A 16,737-nucleotide genomic window follows, 5' to 3' on the forward strand; every position below is an offset into this window, starting at 1 on the left:
TTTGCATTTTGCAAAATGTGTCACTGCAGATCGCATTTTTGTAGCAAAACGGCAGTAATTGATAAAAGATCAACCACGCTCCTAGTCAGAGCGTGGTGAATGTTAGGCAGGCTTACTCTACAGTAACGGCTTTCGCAAGGTTACGAGGTTGGTCGACGTCCGTGCCTTTAATCAAGGCCACATGATACGACAATTGCTGCATCGGGATGGTGTAGAACACAGGAGCGATGATGTCATCCACGTGTGGCATGGCGATAATGTTCATCCCCTCTTCTGGTGTAAAGCCGGCATCTTGATCGGCAAACACATACAGTTGACCACCACGAGCGCGGACTTCTTCGATATTGGATTTAAGCTTTTCCAACAGCTCATTATTCGGAGCAATCACAATCACTGGCATATCGGCATCAATCAGCGCCAGTGGGCCGTGCTTTAGCTCACCAGCGGCATAGGCCTCAGCGTGAATATAAGAGATTTCTTTTAGCTTTAGCGCAGCTTCTACGGCAATCGGATAAAACTCACCACGCCCTAAGAACAGTGAGTGATGCTTGTCAGCAAAGTCTTCCGCCAGTTGTTCAATGGCTTTATCAAAGGTCAGCGCTTGCTCGATGCTTGAAGGCAGATGATGCAAGGCATCGACAATCTCACGCTCTTTTTCGTATCCGATGGTGCCCTGCATTTTACCCAGTGCAGTGACCAGCATCAGCAGGGCAGAAAGCTGGGTGGTGAACGCCTTGGTCGATGCAACACCGATTTCTGCGCCCGCGCGCGTCATAAAGGCCAGATCGGATTCACGTACCAACGAGGAGCCCGCCACGTTGCAGATGGTCATGGTGGCCATATAGCCACGCTCTTTGGCCAAACGCAGCGCTGCTAGCGTATCTGCGGTCTCACCAGACTGCGATAAGGTGATCAGTACACTGTTCGGACGGGTGACAAACTGGCGATAGCGAAACTCTGACGCGATTTCCACATCACAGCTTATCCCTGCCAGCGATTCAAACCAATAACGCGCCACCATGCCCGCATTATAGGAGGTGCCACAGGCAATAATTTGAATATGCTGCGCTTTAGCAAGAATATCGCTAGCACCGTTACCAATCGCATCCACAATCACGTGATCGTTGCCCAAACGCCCTTCCATGGTATTGGTAAGCGCAGTCGGTTGCTCGTAAATCTCTTTTTGCATGTAATGGCGATACTGGCCTTTGTCCGCCGCGTCGTACTGGGCGCTTGCTTCATGCACCTCTCGCTCAACCGGCGTACCTTCTTGGTTGTAAATCACCACTTCACGACGACTAATATCCGCCACATCGCCCTCTTCAAGGTAGATAAAGCGACGAGTGACATTGAGCAGCGCTAGCTGATCAGAGGCGAGAAAGTTTTCTCCCACACCCAGGCCAATCACCAACGGGCTGCCTGAACGAGCCGCAATCAAACGCTCAGGTTGGTTTTTATCCATCACCACAGTGCCATACGCGCCTTCAAGCTGACTGACCGTGCGCTGGAAGGCGGCGAGGAGATCGCCACATTGACGACGCTCCCAATCAACGAGGTGAGCAATCACTTCGGTATCGGTTTGGGAGTGGAATTGATAACCACGCGCTTGCAATTGTTCGCGCAAGCTGTGGTGATTTTCGATAATGCCGTTATGCACAATGGCAATATCATCACCAGACATGTGTGGGTGCGCATTGGCTTCGCTTGGCTCACCGTGCGTTGCCCAGCGCGTGTGCGCAATCCCTGTGCCTCCCGCAGGGTTGGCGTCAGCCACTGCGTCCGCAAGCGCCGCTACTTTACCCAGTCGGCGTAAACGCGTCATCTGCCCGCTCGTTGTATCGGTAATGGCGACCCCTGCTGAGTCGTATCCGCGATATTCTAAGCGACGTAAGCCTTCAACCAGAATTTCTGCCACATCACGCTGCGCCACAGCGCCTACAATTCCACACATAGTGAGTCCTTATACATTGTCTACACAGATAACGTCTGTGCCGGTTTGTTCTATCGCGCGCCGAGTGTCTTCATCCAACGCATTATCAGTGATCAAGGTGTCGATACTGGACCACGCAAGCTCCAAGTTAGGGATCCGACGGCCAATTTTTTCAGACTCGATCATCACCACCACCTCTCGCGCGACTTCCGCCATCACCCGAGTCAGGCCCGTCATCTCGTTAAAGGTGGTCGTCCCGCGCGCCACATCAATGCCGTCAGCGCCCACAAAAAGCTGGTCAAAGTCGTACGCACGTAAGGTTTGTTCAGCCACTTGGCCTTGAAACGATTCAGAATGGGTATCCCAAGTGCCGCCCGTCATCAGCAGCGTTGGCTCGTGTTCGAGTTCACGAATGGCATTGGCCACCTGGAGTGAGTTAGTCATCACCACTAGGCCACGCTTTTTATCCAATAAAGGGATCAAAGCGGCGGTGGTCGTGCCACTGTCGACCACAATACGGTTGTGGTCCCGAATGCGCGCAGCGGCGGCATCGGCGATGCTTTGCTTTTGTTTCGAAACTTTGACGGCTTGTTCCGAGACCATTTCTTGCGGCACAGGCACCGCTCCGCCATAACGGCGCAGCAACAAGCCATTTTTTTCTAGCTCGGCAAGATCCTTACGGATAGTCACTTCTGACGTTTCAAAGCGTTGAGAGAGTTCGTCAACGCTGACGCTGCCCTGCTCGGTAAGCAAGGTAACGATGGTATGACGACGCTGTTGCGTGTTTCGTTTCGACATGTAACCTATCAACTTTCGTTTCGAAACTTATGGTAGTGAAAACACATCAAAGATCAAGAAAAGAACACAAAAAGTGACGAGAAATAAGCAGATAAACAAGAAATAACAAAAAAGCCCACCAGCAACAGCTGATGGGCTTTTAAGATGGTGCGGAAGGAGAGACTTGAACTCTCACACCTTGCGGCGCCAGAACCTAAATCTGGTGCGTCTACCAATTCCGCCACTTCCGCATATTTTTATGATAGCTCAGCGGGCGGGCTGAGTACCAATTGTCTTGGTGCGGGGGGAGGGACTTGAACCCTCACGTCCTTTCGGACACTAGCACCTGAAGCTAGCGCGTCTACCAATTCCGCCACCGCCGCAAACCGGTGTGATTTCCCGCTTTTGGCGACAAATCGGAAAGAATGGTGGCTACGACGGGATTCGAACCTGTGACCCCATCATTATGAGTGATGTGCTCTAACCAACTGAGCTACGTAGCCAACCTAAAGTGGCTGGGGTACCAGGATTCGAACCTGGGAATGACGGGATCAAAACCCGTTGCCTTACCGCTTGGCGATACCCCAACTTAGTCATGCCGCTTTACGCCACATGCTTTCAAATAATGGTGCGGAAGGAGAGACTTGAACTCTCACACCTTGCGGCGCCAGAACCTAAATCTGGTGCGTCTACCAATTCCGCCACTTCCGCATTCCAAGTTGTTCATCTCACTTCATGGTAGTTGAAGAAAGATGGCGCGTCCGGGAGGATTCGAACCTCCGACCGCCTGGTTCGTAGCCAGGTACTCTATCCAGCTGAGCTACGGACGCGTTGGCTGGGGTACCAGGATTCGAACCTGGGAATGACGGGATCAAAACCCGTTGCCTTACCGCTTGGCGATACCCCAACTGAGGCGCGTATACTAGGCTGGTTTTTATCGGGAGTCAACACCTGATTTTACCAACCGCGCAAGTTTTAGCCGCTTGCGTGAAAAAGCCGTTGATACGCGCTCAACAGACAGTGATTTTACTGTTTTTTCGGCCGTTGCCAAGCCTCAATTGTCCTTGGTTTGGCGCGAGTGATGATAAGTTGACCATCGGAGACATCTTTGCTGATGGTACTACCCGCTCCAACGGTCACTCCTTCGCCAATCACCACAGGTGCCACCAGCTGAGAGTCCGAGCCGATAAAGGCATTGTCTTTAATCACGGTTTTATGTTTATTGGCGCCATCGTAATTGCAGGTGATCACCCCAGCACCAATATTCACGCCGCGCCCTACCTCTGTATCACCCAGATAAGTCAGGTGATTGGCTTTCGACCCTTCCCCTAAGCGAGACTTTTTCATTTCCACAAAGTTGCCGACATGCGCATCGCGAGCCAGTTCGGCCCCCGGACGCAACCGCGTAAACGGACCGACTGTGCACGCTTCACCAACGCTGGCCCCTTCAATGACGCTGTACGGGCGCACTAATGTATTGTCATCAATCTCACAATCAATCAGCACACTGCCAGCACCGATGGTTACGTTATCCCCTAGGGTGACATTGCCTTCGATGATCACGTTGGCGTCAATGGTGACATCCAGCCCACATTGCAGTTGGCCACGCAAATCAAAGCGCGTAGGGTCGATGAGCATCACGCCACTAAGCAATAACTGTTCAGCCTGCATTTTTTGATATTCCCGCTCAAGGCGTGAAAGTTGCAGGCGATTATTGACCCCTTCAACTTCAATCGCATTCACAGGGTGCACAGCTTGAATCGTGCGGCCTTGTTGATGTGCAAGTGCAATCACATCGGTGAGATAAAACTCACCTTGCGCGTTATTGTTATCAAGCTGCGATAACCAATGACGCAAGTCACGTCCAGTCGCCACCAGCACACCGGTATTGATTTCAGTGATGGCAAGCTGGCTATCAGTGGCATCTTTTTGCTCAACAATCGCGACCACTTCCCCATTTTCACGCACAATACGGCCGTAGCCAGTCGGATCGTTTTGATGCACCGTTAATAGACCAATCCCGCCTTCAGGCTGTCCTTCAAGCAAACGGGTTAAGGTTTGCTCTGAAATCAAAGGCACGTCGCCATACAGCACCAAAACCTGCTCATCATCACGAAAATGCGGCGCCGCCTGCTGTACCGCATGACCAGTCCCCAATTGCTCTGCTTGCAAACACCAGTTCACATCGCTATCAGCAAGCACCTGCTTCATAGTATCGCCACCATGACCATAAACCAGATGAATCGACGCGGCGCCTAGCCCTTGGCAAGTGTCAATCACATGTTTCACCATAGGTTTACCGGCGAGAGTATGAAGCACTTTGGGAGTATTAGAATACATACGCGTGCCTTTTCCGGCCGCAAGAATTACTGCACTGTATTGCATAGTCTTTCCGTGATAAGAGAGATGAGTTGTCTATGATATTGCGCTTAGTGTAACGCGTTTTGGCTTGCGAGCGAATCGCGCCGAAAAAGTACACTTGTACAGGCAATAAAAAAGCGACGCCAACGCGTCGCTTTTATTTCACCGTGAGCGCCTGATTAACGCTTATGCTTGGTCAGCTCGATCACTCGAAGCTTCGCAATCGCCTTAGCCAGGTCACTGGCCGCCTGAGCAAAGTCGATGTCACCGTGCTGATTATGGATTCGCTCCTCAGCGCGGCGCTTCGCTTCTTCTGCCTTGGCTTGGTCTAGCTCTTCACCCCGAATTGCCGTATCAGCCAACACAGTCACTGTGCCAGGCTGTACTTCAAGGGTACCGCCAGAAAGATAAATGATCTCTTCGCTACCGCCTAGTTTGACGATGCGAACCATACCAGGCGTGATAGCGGTCAGCAGCGGTGTGTGTCCTGCGTGAATACCCAGTTCACCTTCGCTACCGGTCACCTGAATGTGCTCGGCACGGCCAGAGAACAATTGTCGCTCTGCGCTGACCACATCCAGATGGAAGGTTATCGCTGCCATATCGCCTCCTACTCAAGCCTTACAGGTTTTTCGCTTTTTCGAGCACTTCGTCGATGTTACCGCAGTACAGGAATGCCTGTTCTGGGATATCGTCGTACTCACCACTGAGCAGGCCTTTGAAGCTTGCAATGGTATCTTTCAGCGAAACATAGACACCTGGTTGGCCGGTGAAGACTTCTGCAACGTGGTAAGGCTGCGTCAAGAAGCGCTCAATCTTACGTGCACGTGCAACGGTCAGTTTGTCGTCTTCAGACAACTCGTCCATACCCAGGATGGCAATGATGTCTTTCAGCTCTTTATAGCGCTGAAGCACAGACTGTACGCCACGTGCCACATCATAGTGGTCCTGACCAACCACCAATGGGTCCAACATACGCGATGTTGAGTCCAATGGGTCGATCGCTGGGTACATACCCATAGACGCGATGTTACGTGACAGAACAACGGTTGCATCCAAGTGAGCAAACGTGGTTGCTGGTGACGGGTCAGTCAAGTCATCCGCAGGCACGTAAACCGCCTGTACCGAGGTGATAGAACCGGTACGGGTTGAGGTAATACGCTCTTGCAGCACACCCATCTCTTCAGCCAGTGTTGGCTGGTAACCTACTGCCGATGGCATACGACCCAACAGGGCAGATACTTCGGTACCGGCAAGGGTATAACGATAGATGTTATCGATGAACAGCAGTACGTCACGGCCGTCATCACGGAATTTTTCCGCCATGGTCAAACCGGTCAGTGCAACACGCAGGCGGTTACCTGGTGGCTCGTTCATCTGACCATATACCATGGCCACTTTTGACTCTTCGGGCTTCTCAATGTTTACAACACCCGCTTCCTGCATCTCGTAGTAGAAGTCGTTACCCTCACGAGTACGCTCACCTACACCAGCGAATACAGACAGACCTGAGTGTTGCAGTGCGATGTTGTTGATAAGCTCCATCATGTTAACGGTCTTACCGACACCCGCACCACCAAACAGACCGATTTTACCGCCTTTCGCAAACGGACAGATAAGGTCGATAACCTTTACACCCGTTTCCAAAAGCTCAGTCGCGCTTGACTGTTCTTCGTAGCTTGGCGCTTCACGGTGGATAGAGTAACGCTCTTTCTCACCGATATCGCCACGCTCATCAATCGCATCACCCAGCACGTTGACGATACGGCCGAGGGTTTCTTCACCCACAGGGACTTCGATTGATTTACCTGTATTTTCTACTTCGATTCCACGACGTAGACCATCAGATGAGCCCATAGCAATGGCACGGACTACGCCACCACCTAGCTGCTGCTGAACTTCCAGCACCAGACGCTCGCCTTCACGTTTCACATTCAACGCATCATATACCTGAGGTACTGCGTCTTGTGGAAACTCTACGTCGACTACCGCACCGATGATCTGAACGATCTTACCTGTAGCCATCGTTATTCCTCTAAACTAGTTCGTTAACCCTTGCCTTTACACCGCGCTTGCGCCAGAAACAATTTCTGACAGCTCTTGGGTGATCGCAGCCTGACGGGCTTTGTTGTAGACCAATTGCAGATCATCAATCAGATTCCCTGCATTATCAGTCGCAGCTTTCATCGCCACCATACGTGCCGCTTGCTCACTGGCGAGGTTCTCAACCACACCTTGATACACCTGTGATTCCGCATAACGGACCAATAGGGTATCGAGCAACGGCTTTGGCTCAGGCTCATAGATATAATCCCAAGCATGGCTGCGCTGCATTTCCTCGTCGTCTGACTTTGGCAAAGGCAGCAATTGATCGATCACTGGGGTCTGCACCATGGTGTTCTCAAACTTATTGAAAACCAAGTACAAGCGGTCCAGCTCACCTTCATCATATTTTTTCAGCATCACCCCAACGGTACCGATGAGGTCTTCCAGTGCTGGGGTATCACCCAGACCAGACACTTGCGCCACTACATTACCGCCGTAGCTGTTGAAGAAAGCTGTCGCTTTAGCGCCCACTAAGGCTAAATCAATCTCAGCCCCTTTTTGGGTCCAGCTTTCCATGTCACTGATAGCGCTTTTGAACATATTGATGTTCAAGCCACCACACAGCCCACGGTCTGTAGAAATGATGATGTAACCAACGCGCTTGGCTTCCCGCTCTTCCAAATAAGGATGGCGGTACTCCAAGTTACCCAGTGCAAGATGACCGATCACTTTGCGCATAGTGACAGCGTATGGACGTGACGACTCCATGGCTTCTTGCGTTTTACGCATTTTGGAGGCTGCCACCATTTCCATCGCTTTAGTGATCTTCTGTGTGTTTTTCACACTTCCGATCTTATTACGAATCTCTTTTGCGCCGGCCATAGTTACTCTCCGTTAGTGGGTGACCACCTGAGTGGTCACCTACGTTTTACCAAGTCTGGGTCGCTTTGAAATCTTCCAACAGCTTTTTCAGCTGTGCTTCAACTTCATCGTTATAAGCACCAGACTCATCGATCTGAGCCGCTAGGTCAGCGTACTGACTCTTAGCAAAGGCCAGCAGAGAGCGCTCAAAATCACCGATTTTGTTCAACTCAACGTCTGCTAGGAAGCCTTTTTCCGCAGCGAAAATCACCAGCGCCTGCTCAAACACAGACATAGGTGCATATTGCATCTGCTTCATCAGCTCGGTCACTTTCTGACCGTGGTCCAATTGCTTCTTAGTAGCGTCATCCAGATCGGAAGAGAACTGAGCGAACGCCGCAAGTTCACGATACTGTGCAAGCGCGGTACGAATACCACCAGACAGTTTTTTCATGATCTTGGTTTGCGCAGAACCACCAACACGCGATACCGAAATACCTGGGTCAACCGCTGGACGGATACCTGCATTAAACAGCTCAGTTTGCAGGAAGATCTGACCATCAGTGATCGAGATAACGTTGGTCGGTACGAATGCAGATACGTCACCCGCTTGGGTTTCAATGATAGGGAGTGCGGTCAACGAACCGGTCTTTCCTTTCACTTCACCCTTAGTGAACTGCTCAACATAGTGCGCATTAACACGTGCCGCACGTTCTAGAAGACGTGAGTGCAAGTAGAAAACGTCACCTGGGAAAGCTTCACGGCCTGGTGGACGACGTAGCAGCAGCGAGATCTGACGATATGCAACAGCCTGCTTAGACAGGTCATCGTAAACAATCAGGGCATCTTCACCGCGGTCACGGAAGTACTCACCCATTGCACAACCCGCGTAAGGCGCGAGGTATTGCAATGCTGCCGCTTCAGACGCTGAAGCCACCACAACAATGGTGTTTTTCAGTGCGTCATGCTCTTCCAGTTTGCGCACTACGTTCGCAATGGTCGACGCTTTTTGGCCGATCGCAACGTAGATAGAGTAAATACCAGAATCTTTCTGGTTGATGATGGCATCGATCGCCAGCGCGGTTTTACCGGTTTGGCGGTCACCGATGATCAGCTCACGCTGACCACGGCCGATTGGGATCATCGAGTCAACCGCTTTATAGCCGGTTTGAACAGGTTGATCGACCGATTGACGTGCGATAACACCAGGGGCAATCACTTCGACTGGCGAAGTGGTTTTGGTTTCGATCGGACCTTTACCGTCGATCGGCTCACCCAGCGTATTCACAACGCGACCCAGAAGTTCAGGGCCAGTCGGGACTTCAAGAATGCGACCTGTACCGGTCACTTTCATGCCTTCTTGCAGGTCCGCATAAGGACCCATCACAACCGCACCCACTGAGTCACGCTCAAGGTTCAATGCAAGTGCATAGCGGTTGCCAGGCAGTTCAATCATTTCACCTTGCATAGCATCAGCAAGGCCGTGGATGCGAATGATACCGTCGCTGACTGACACGATGGTACCTTCGTTACGCGCTTCACTTACAACGTCGAATTTCTCGATACGCTGCTTGATCAGATCGCTTATTTCCGTGGAATTAAGTTGCATGCTCCAATTCCCCAAATCAAGACTGCAATGCATCGCTCAGACGGCGCATACGGCCGCTTACTGAGTTATCGATGACCAAGTCTCCAGCTCGAATAACAACCCCGGCAACCAGGGCTTCGTCTACACTACAGTTCAGCTTTACTTTGCGCTCAAGACGCGCGGCGAGCTTGTCACTGATGGCTTGTTGTTGCTCTTCGGAAAGAGCCGTCGCTGAAATCACTTGGACTTCCGCTTCTTTTTCCAGATCGCGGCGCATGGCCAGGAACTGTTCACAAACCTCAGGCAGGGCTTTTAGGCGCTGGTTCTCTGCCATTACCTTAATCAGGTTCTGGCCGAACGTGTTGAGCTGATCGCCACCAACTGCGATAAATAATTCCGCTAACTTGTCAGCGGAATAAGAGGCGTCCAGCATATGTTGGACGCGCTCATCACGGGCGATCTCAGCAGTAAAGGCGAGCATTTCTGCCCATTGGGACAGCTCGCCTTTTTCTACCGCAAAATCAAAGGCTGCTTTCGCGTAGGGGCGAGCGATTGTTGTCAGTTCAGACATTGCTGCCCCTCCTTATTACAGTTCTGCAGTGATTTTATCGAGAAGATCTTTATGGGCATTCTCATCAATAGAACGCTCAATAATTTTCTCGGCACCAATAACAGCGAGCGATGCAACTTGCTTACGCAGCTCATCGCGAGCACGGTTACGCTCTGCTTCCAACTCGGCTTTACCCTGATTCAGGATATTGTCGCGCTCAGCAGCCGCTTCAGCACGCGCCTCGTCGAGGATTTGTGCTTTGCGTTTGTTCGCCTGCTCGATGATGTCAGTTGCAGCGCGCTTCGCTTCTTTCATTTGCTCAGAAGCATTTGCCTGGGCCAAATCCAGGTCTTTGGCAGCACGATCTGCCGCCGCGAGTCCGTCAGCAATTTTCTTCTGACGCTCCTCAATCGCTTGCATCAATGGTGGCCATACATATTTCATGCAGAACCACACAAAGATTGTGAATGCGATTGCCTGGCCTAGCAGAGTTGCGTTGATATTCACAACAGCGCCTCCTTAATCATTAGCTAAAGGGTCTGTTCAGCTACTAGCCAGATTACAGTTGACCTACAAATGGGTTCGCGAAAGTGAACAGCAGTGCGATTACGATACCGATCATTGGTACGGCGTCCAGAAGACCCGCGATGATGAACATCTTCACTTGCAGCATAGGAGCCATCTCAGGTTGACGTGCTGCACCTTCAAGGAATTTACCACCCAGCAGGGCGAAACCAATCGCAGTACCTAGGGAAGCAAGACCTACAATGATGCCCACGGCAATTGCAGAAAAGCTCAATAAAGTTTCCATCACTATCTCCAGTTTTCGTTGTCGGCGTAAACGCCAATAATGACTAACAAATTGCTTACTAACTAAAAAATGTCATCAATGATCTGAGTCTTCGTGTGCCTGCGAGAGATACACGATGGTCAACATCATAAAGACAAAGGCTTGAATTGTAATGACTAGAATGTGGAAGATTGCCCACGGCACAGAACCCAGCCATTGCGCCCACCACGGCAGCAATGCCGCGATAAGAATAAATACCACCTCACCGGCAAACATGTTACCGAACAGACGCATCCCAAGAGAAATCGGTTTCGCCAGCAGCGAGACGACTTCCAACAGGAGGTTGAACGGGATCATGATAGGGTGATTGAACGGGTGCAGAGCCAGCTCTTTTGCAAAGCCGCCTAGGCCCTTAATCTTGATGCTGTAGAAAATCATCAAGAAGAACACGCCCAGCGCCATCGCAAGGGTGATATTTACGTCTGCAGTTGGCACTACTTTCAAGTAAGGAATGCCTAACCAATGTTCCGCTGGATACGGTAGAAAATCGATGGGGATTAAGTCCATCGTATTCATCAGGAATATCCAAACGAAGATAGTCAGGGCCAAAGGTGCAATCAGTGGATTTCGTCCGTGGAAGGTTTCGCGAACGTTATCATCAACGAACTCAACCAAAATCTCGACGAAGCACTGAAACTTACCTGGGACACCTGTCGATGCTTTCTTTGCCACCGATCGGAAGATGCCTAGGAAGACGATACCGATGAGGACAGAGAAAAACAGGCTATCAATGTGAACCGCCCAAAATCCTTCACCCACTGACAAATTAGTCAGGTGGTGAGTGATGTAGCTAGACGGTGTAAGCGCATCACCTGACGCAGCCATAACTCATCCTATTTGTTGTTGTTAATGAATAAAACTGGCGCGAGGATGTTAATCCCTAATGCCAGCAAATAGGCCAGTTTGAGGGGAACGAGTTCCACCTCGATATACAGGTAAGCAAGGACAAACAGGACGACGGTCAGTGAAATTTTTAACACTTCACCGCTGAAGAAGGACGCGACTACAAATTTTGCAGCTCTTGCCCCACTAAAAAGGAAAGCACACGACGCAAATGCAGCATTGGCAATCACAAAGATGCCGCCGCCGATCAGCGCGGATTTTCCCCAGTCGACATTGATAGCGAGTGCCATCACGCTTGCCGTTGCTAATACGACGCCAGCTTGCAAAAGCACCAATTTTGTCGCGATAACACGACCCGGCCGCGCGAGCGTCGATACCATGTATTTGTTCCTCGATTCCGTTCCACTTAGCACTGTTGCCGTGCTGGGAAAACAGCGAAAATTATACGTTTCACCCCAGCTAATGCAATCGCATCGATGTAAAAAAGCGGGGAAAATTTTACAACAGAGTAACCTGATCACAGTAAGCGCTTTTATGTAACAAAAAGCGAATGGCACGGGTCACACTTCTTCGTCGAAAATTGCAAGAATTTGCGCTAACTTGTCAGATTCTTCGAAATTGATCACCAATTTACCACTACCATTTTTCTGTTGTGTTAATGCCACTTTCACCCCAAGCTTGTCGCCGAGGCGCTGCTGCAGTGCCTCTACTTCAGGTGATAATTCTGGCCTTTTCGCTTCAACTTGCGGTGAAAGCATTTTTTTCACCAGTTTCTCTATCTGGCGGACGGTCATTTTTTTGTTGACGGCAGTCAGTGCCGCATCAATTTGCGCGTCTCCTTCCAACGCCAGCAGGGCACGTGCGTGGCCCATCTCGAGTTGTTTGTTAAGCAGCAGTTGTTTTACCCCAGACTCTAACCCATTCAAGCGCAATAAATTGCTGATGGTGGTGCGAGATTTACCGAGCGATTCAGCCAGTTGCTGGTGGGTGAGTGAGAAGTCATTGACCAAGCGTTCGAGCGCTTGAGCTTCTTCCATCGCGTTCAAGTTTTCGCGTTGGATATTTTCAATCAACGCCACCGCACTGGCGACTTTGTCACTCATCTCACGGACCAAGCAGGGCACTTTGGCTAAACCGGCTTGCTTTGCTGCTCGCCAGCGACGTTCGCCAGCAATAATTTCGTACTGCCCGTTTTCTGCGTGGCGAACCACGAGGGGCTGAATAATACCTTGAGCGCGAATGGATTCGGTTAACTCTTCCAGCGCCTCTTCCGCCATATCTTGGCGTGGCTGGTACAGACCCGGCACCAACGCCGATACGGATAATTGCTGCAATTCACTATTGCTCGCATCGGTGGATTCAGGTTCGGATGTATAACGAGACTGAGCTTGTGCACTGGTCGCCAATAAGGCATCCAGGCCCTTTCCAAGACCGCGTTTCGCTGAATTCATTGTGTTCCTCAGGCATTGACAGCGTCGGCAGAAGCGCGTGATTGCTCTTCTCGACGCAGAATTTCACCCGCAAGGGCTAGGTAGGCTTTGGCACCACTGGATAACTTGTCATAGTACATGGCGGGTCGGCCATGACTTGGCGCTTCCGCGAGCCGCACATTGCGGGGAATCACAGTACGATACACCTTATCACCGAAGTGTTTTTTGATCTGATCCGATACTTCGGTCGCTAATCGGTTTCTTGGGTCGTACATGGTGCGCAATACACCTTCAACATGAAGGTCGGCGTTCACGACGCTAGCCAGTTTACTGATGGTATCCATCAATGCAGTGAGCCCTTCCAACGCAAAATATTCACATTGCATGGGGACGAGTACCGAGTTTGCTGCGGTCATCGCATTGATGGTAAGGAGGTTCAAAGACGGGGGACAGTCGATAAAAATGTAATCGTAGCGTGCAACCACAGGCTCAAGCATGGTGCGTAGGCGCACTTCACGGGCAAATACTTCCATCAGCTTGATTTCTGCGGCAGTGACATCACCGTTCGCCGCAATCAGGTCATAGCCACCGGACGTATCGCTGACCACAACTTGTTCAAACGGGGCTTCTTCAACCAGTAGATCGTAGGCGGTGGCATGGACATCGTATTTATCCACACCACTGGCCATGGTCGCGTTCCCTTGTGGGTCAAGGTCGATAAGTAGCACCTTGCGATTAGTGGCTGCCAGCGATGCCGCTAAGTTGACACTCGTGGTGGTTTTACCCACACCGCCTTTTTGGTTTGCTACCGCGATAACTTTACCCACGTGCCTATGACCTCTACTCGTTAATCTTTGCTCTCAAGATTACTAGATGACGCGCCCCTTCCAATCCCGGCACCTTCAAAGCTTTGATATCGGTCACAGAACAATCAGTCGGCAGGGCATCTAGCTCCTGTTGGTCCACCTGTCCTTTCAAAGCGTAAAACAGCCCCCGCGCATGAGGGAGGTGATGGCACCAACTCACCATGTCATTCATCGACGCAAACGCGCGACTTAGCACACCATCAAACCCGGTTTCAGGGATAAACGCTTCGACACGGCTTTGTACCGGCGTGACATTGTCGATGCCAAGCTCGTGCAGCACTTGGCGAATAAAACGAATCCGCTTACCTAAGCTGTCGAGCAAGGTGAACTGTTTATCTGGGTTGGCGATGGCCAAAGGGATCCCGGGCAAACCTGGTCCTGTCCCGACATCGATAAAGCGTTCACCTTCCAAGTGTGGTGATACTACCAAGCTATCAAGGATATGTTTCACCACCATGTCTTCTGGGCGACGAACCGAGGTTAAGTTATAGGCTTTGTTCCACTTGTCGAGCAAGCCTACATAATCAAGCAGCTGCTGTTGTTGCGACGGAGAAAGCGCAAGGCCGGCTTTCGCCAGCCCTTGTTGAAGTTGCTGTTGCATTTAGGCTCCTTTTTTGAGCATGCCGTGCTTTTTCAAATGCACCAGCAAAATCGAAATAGCCGCCGGCGTGACACCTGAGATACGCGATGCTTTACCGATCGTTTCCGGACGCGCGTCTTGTAGCTTGCCACGTACTTCGTTTGAAAGGCCTTTGATCTGCATGTAATCAAGATCAAATGGGATCACTGTATTTTCATGGCGCTGAGACTTTTCGATCTCGTCTTGCTGACGTTCAATATAGCCGGCGTATTTCACTTGGATCTCAACTTGCTCGCTAGCTTGAACATCGTCATGCGCCGGACCAAAGGTCGGCAACGAGACGATATTTTCATAGCGTAGCTCTGGGCGACGGAGTAAATCTTCTCCGTTTGCTTCACGCGTCAGCGGTGTTTTTAGCATGGCATTAAGCGCATGGACATCGTCTGAGTGAGGATGAATCCAAGTACTACGCAGACGCTGACGCTCTTGCTCCATGTTTTCCATTTTTTGGTTGAAGCGAGCCCAGCGCACATCGTCTACTAGTCCCAGCTCTCGCCCTTTTTCGGTTAAGCGCATATCGGCGTTATCTTCACGCAACAGCAAACGGTACTCGGCGCGCGAGGTAAACATCCGGTAAGGCTCTTGGGTGCCCATGGTGGACAAGTCGTCAATCAACACGCCCATATAAGCTTGATCGCGACGTGGGCTCCATCCTTCTTTGCCTTGTGCTTGTAACGCGGCATTACAACCGGCCAACAACCCTTGTGCTGCAGCTTCTTCATAGCCGGTGGTGCCATTGATTTGTCCAGCAAAGAACAAACCGTGGATAAATTTGGTTTCCAGGGTGTGCTTGAGATCGCGCGGATCGAAGAAGTCATACTCAATCGCATAGCCTGGGCGGATCACGCGCGCATTCTCGAACCCTTTGATCGAGTGGATGATCCCCATTTGCACATCAAACGGCAAGCTGGTGGATATCCCATTTGGATACAGCTCAGTGCTGGTCAACCCTTCCGGCTCGACGAAAATTTGGTGTTTGTCTTTGTCCGCAAAACGCATCACCTTGTCTTCGATCGACGGGCAATAACGTGGGCCAATACCTTCAATCACCCCAGCATACATCGGGCTGCGATCAAGATTAGCGCGAATCACATCATGGGTTTTTTCATTGGTATAGGTGATGTAGCACGGAACTTGTTGTGGGTGCTCAGACACATCGCCTAAAAATGAAAACACCGGACATGGAGTATCACCATGTTGGGTTTGCATCACACTAAAATCGACCGAGCGGGCATCGATCCGCGGGGGAGTGCCGGTTTTTAGGCGATCCACCCGAAATGGCAAGGCACGTAAGCGATCCGCGAGTTTGTTTGACGGTGGATCCCCAGCACGACCGCCGGCATAGTTATCCAGTCCAATATGGATTTTACCGCCAAGGAAAGTTCCCACGGTCAAGACCACGGTAGTGGCACTGAATTTGAGCCCCATTTCGGTCTCGACGCCAGTGACACGATCTTGGTCGACGATCAAATCCACCACGGCTTGTTGGAACAGTGACAAATTTGGCGTGTTTTCAAGAGTATGACGAATGGCTGCCTTGTACAGTGCACGGTCTGCTTGAGCACGTGTCGCGCGTACCGCTGGACCTTTCGACGCATTGAGGATTCGAAATTGGATCCCACCTTTATCAATGGCTTGCGCCATCGCACCGCCTAACGCATCGATCTCTTTTACCAGGTGTCCTTTCCCGATCCCACCGATCGCTGGGTTGCACGACATTTGACCCAACGTATCAATGTTATGGGTCAATAACAGCGTTTTTTGGTTCATCCGTGCTGCGGCAAGTGCCGCTTCGGTACCAGCATGGCCACCACCAACAACGATGACGTCAAAGTGATCCTGGTAAAACATGATTAAAGCCTCAACCTGGGTAAGTGTGTGAGCATGAACTAAGCAAAAGGGGCGACATTCTAGCGCTTTTTCTGCCAACAGTGAACCAAACCTTGATCAAGATCGTCTCTGGGCGTTAGCTATATATAAATAAGATCTTTATAT

At 50.9% G+C, this 16,737-nt stretch carries 16 protein-coding genes and 7 tRNA genes; all 23 read right to left on the minus strand.

The window, feature by feature from the left end:
• Positions 1-112: 112 nt before the first annotated feature.
• Positions 113-1,951, minus strand: a complete 1,839-nt coding sequence (gene glmS / locus BZG84_RS13030; protein ID WP_077479881.1) for a glutamine--fructose-6-phosphate transaminase (isomerizing) — start codon at positions 1,949-1,951, stop codon at positions 113-115.
• A gap of 9 nt (positions 1,952-1,960) precedes the next feature.
• Entirely contained in the window at positions 1,961-2,728 is a 768-nt protein-coding gene (locus tag BZG84_RS13035) for a DeoR/GlpR family DNA-binding transcription regulator (protein WP_069590699.1), read from the minus strand.
• A 145-nt stretch (positions 2,729-2,873) separates the two neighbouring features.
• Positions 2,874-2,958: transfer RNA gene (locus BZG84_RS13040), tRNA-Leu, on the minus strand.
• Positions 2,959-3,003: 45 nt separating this feature from the next.
• Positions 3,004-3,090, minus strand: a tRNA-Leu gene (locus BZG84_RS13045).
• Between the two features lie 43 nt (positions 3,091-3,133).
• Positions 3,134-3,210 (minus strand) — tRNA-Met (locus tag BZG84_RS13050).
• Between the two features lie 9 nt (positions 3,211-3,219).
• Positions 3,220-3,294: transfer RNA gene (locus tag BZG84_RS13055), tRNA-Gln, on the minus strand.
• A gap of 39 nt (positions 3,295-3,333) precedes the next feature.
• A tRNA-Leu gene (locus tag BZG84_RS13060) sits at positions 3,334-3,418 on the minus strand.
• A 42-nt stretch (positions 3,419-3,460) separates the two neighbouring features.
• A tRNA-Arg gene (locus BZG84_RS13065) sits at positions 3,461-3,537 on the minus strand.
• A 2-nt stretch (positions 3,538-3,539) separates the two neighbouring features.
• Positions 3,540-3,614 (minus strand) — tRNA-Gln (locus BZG84_RS13070).
• Between the two features lie 119 nt (positions 3,615-3,733).
• Complete coding sequence (glmU, locus tag BZG84_RS13075; RefSeq protein ID WP_077678305.1) at positions 3,734-5,092, minus strand: bifunctional UDP-N-acetylglucosamine diphosphorylase/glucosamine-1-phosphate N-acetyltransferase GlmU; 1,359 nt, start codon at positions 5,090-5,092, stop codon at positions 3,734-3,736.
• Positions 5,093-5,247: 155 nt separating this feature from the next.
• On the minus strand, positions 5,248-5,670 hold the full coding sequence (locus BZG84_RS13080; protein ID WP_077479883.1) for a F0F1 ATP synthase subunit epsilon: 423 nt from the start codon (positions 5,668-5,670) through the stop codon (positions 5,248-5,250).
• 19 nt (positions 5,671-5,689) lie between these two features.
• Entirely contained in the window at positions 5,690-7,093 is a 1,404-nt protein-coding gene (atpD, locus tag BZG84_RS13085; protein ID WP_069590705.1) for a F0F1 ATP synthase subunit beta, read from the minus strand.
• Positions 7,094-7,129: 36 nt separating this feature from the next.
• Positions 7,130-7,996 (minus strand): F0F1 ATP synthase subunit gamma, encoded by an 867-nt coding sequence (gene atpG / locus BZG84_RS13090; RefSeq protein ID WP_077663428.1) that lies wholly within the window; start codon positions 7,994-7,996, stop codon positions 7,130-7,132.
• A gap of 46 nt (positions 7,997-8,042) precedes the next feature.
• The gene (gene atpA, locus BZG84_RS13095; protein WP_069590709.1) at positions 8,043-9,584 is read right to left on the minus strand and encodes a F0F1 ATP synthase subunit alpha; all 1,542 of its coding nucleotides are present in this window, start codon (positions 9,582-9,584) and stop codon (positions 8,043-8,045) included.
• 16 nt (positions 9,585-9,600) lie between these two features.
• Positions 9,601-10,134 carry a F0F1 ATP synthase subunit delta gene (gene atpH, locus BZG84_RS13100; protein ID WP_069590710.1) on the minus strand — a complete coding sequence of 178 codons (534 nt, stop codon included), beginning with the start codon at positions 10,132-10,134 and terminating at the stop codon, positions 9,601-9,603.
• A gap of 15 nt (positions 10,135-10,149) precedes the next feature.
• On the minus strand, positions 10,150-10,620 hold the full coding sequence (gene atpF, locus BZG84_RS13105; RefSeq protein ID WP_069590712.1) for a F0F1 ATP synthase subunit B: 471 nt from the start codon (positions 10,618-10,620) through the stop codon (positions 10,150-10,152).
• A 52-nt stretch (positions 10,621-10,672) separates the two neighbouring features.
• Positions 10,673-10,924, minus strand: coding sequence for a F0F1 ATP synthase subunit C (atpE, locus tag BZG84_RS13110; RefSeq protein ID WP_025672872.1), 252 nt, complete (start codon positions 10,922-10,924; stop codon positions 10,673-10,675).
• Positions 10,925-10,999: 75 nt separating this feature from the next.
• Complete coding sequence (gene atpB / locus BZG84_RS13115) at positions 11,000-11,788, minus strand: F0F1 ATP synthase subunit A (RefSeq protein ID WP_077479886.1); 789 nt, start codon at positions 11,786-11,788, stop codon at positions 11,000-11,002.
• Between the two features lie 8 nt (positions 11,789-11,796).
• Complete coding sequence (locus BZG84_RS13120) at positions 11,797-12,186, minus strand: F0F1 ATP synthase subunit I (RefSeq protein WP_069590716.1); 390 nt, start codon at positions 12,184-12,186, stop codon at positions 11,797-11,799.
• A gap of 180 nt (positions 12,187-12,366) precedes the next feature.
• Positions 12,367-13,257 carry a ParB/RepB/Spo0J family partition protein gene (locus BZG84_RS13125; protein ID WP_069590718.1) on the minus strand — a complete coding sequence of 297 codons (891 nt, stop codon included), beginning with the start codon at positions 13,255-13,257 and terminating at the stop codon, positions 12,367-12,369.
• Between the two features lie 8 nt (positions 13,258-13,265).
• Complete coding sequence (locus tag BZG84_RS13130; RefSeq protein WP_069590720.1) at positions 13,266-14,063, minus strand: ParA family protein; 798 nt, start codon at positions 14,061-14,063, stop codon at positions 13,266-13,268.
• 13 nt (positions 14,064-14,076) lie between these two features.
• Complete coding sequence (gene rsmG, locus BZG84_RS13135) at positions 14,077-14,703, minus strand: 16S rRNA (guanine(527)-N(7))-methyltransferase RsmG (RefSeq protein WP_077479887.1); 627 nt, start codon at positions 14,701-14,703, stop codon at positions 14,077-14,079.
• Positions 14,704-16,593 (minus strand): tRNA uridine-5-carboxymethylaminomethyl(34) synthesis enzyme MnmG, encoded by a 1,890-nt coding sequence (mnmG, locus tag BZG84_RS13140; RefSeq protein WP_077479888.1) that lies wholly within the window; start codon positions 16,591-16,593, stop codon positions 14,704-14,706. It abuts the gene before it with no gap.
• Between the last annotated feature and the right edge of the window lie 144 nt (positions 16,594-16,737).

The organism is Salinivibrio sp. PR932, from assembly GCF_001996125.1.
GTDB lineage: Bacteria > Pseudomonadota > Gammaproteobacteria > Enterobacterales > Vibrionaceae > Salinivibrio > Salinivibrio proteolyticus.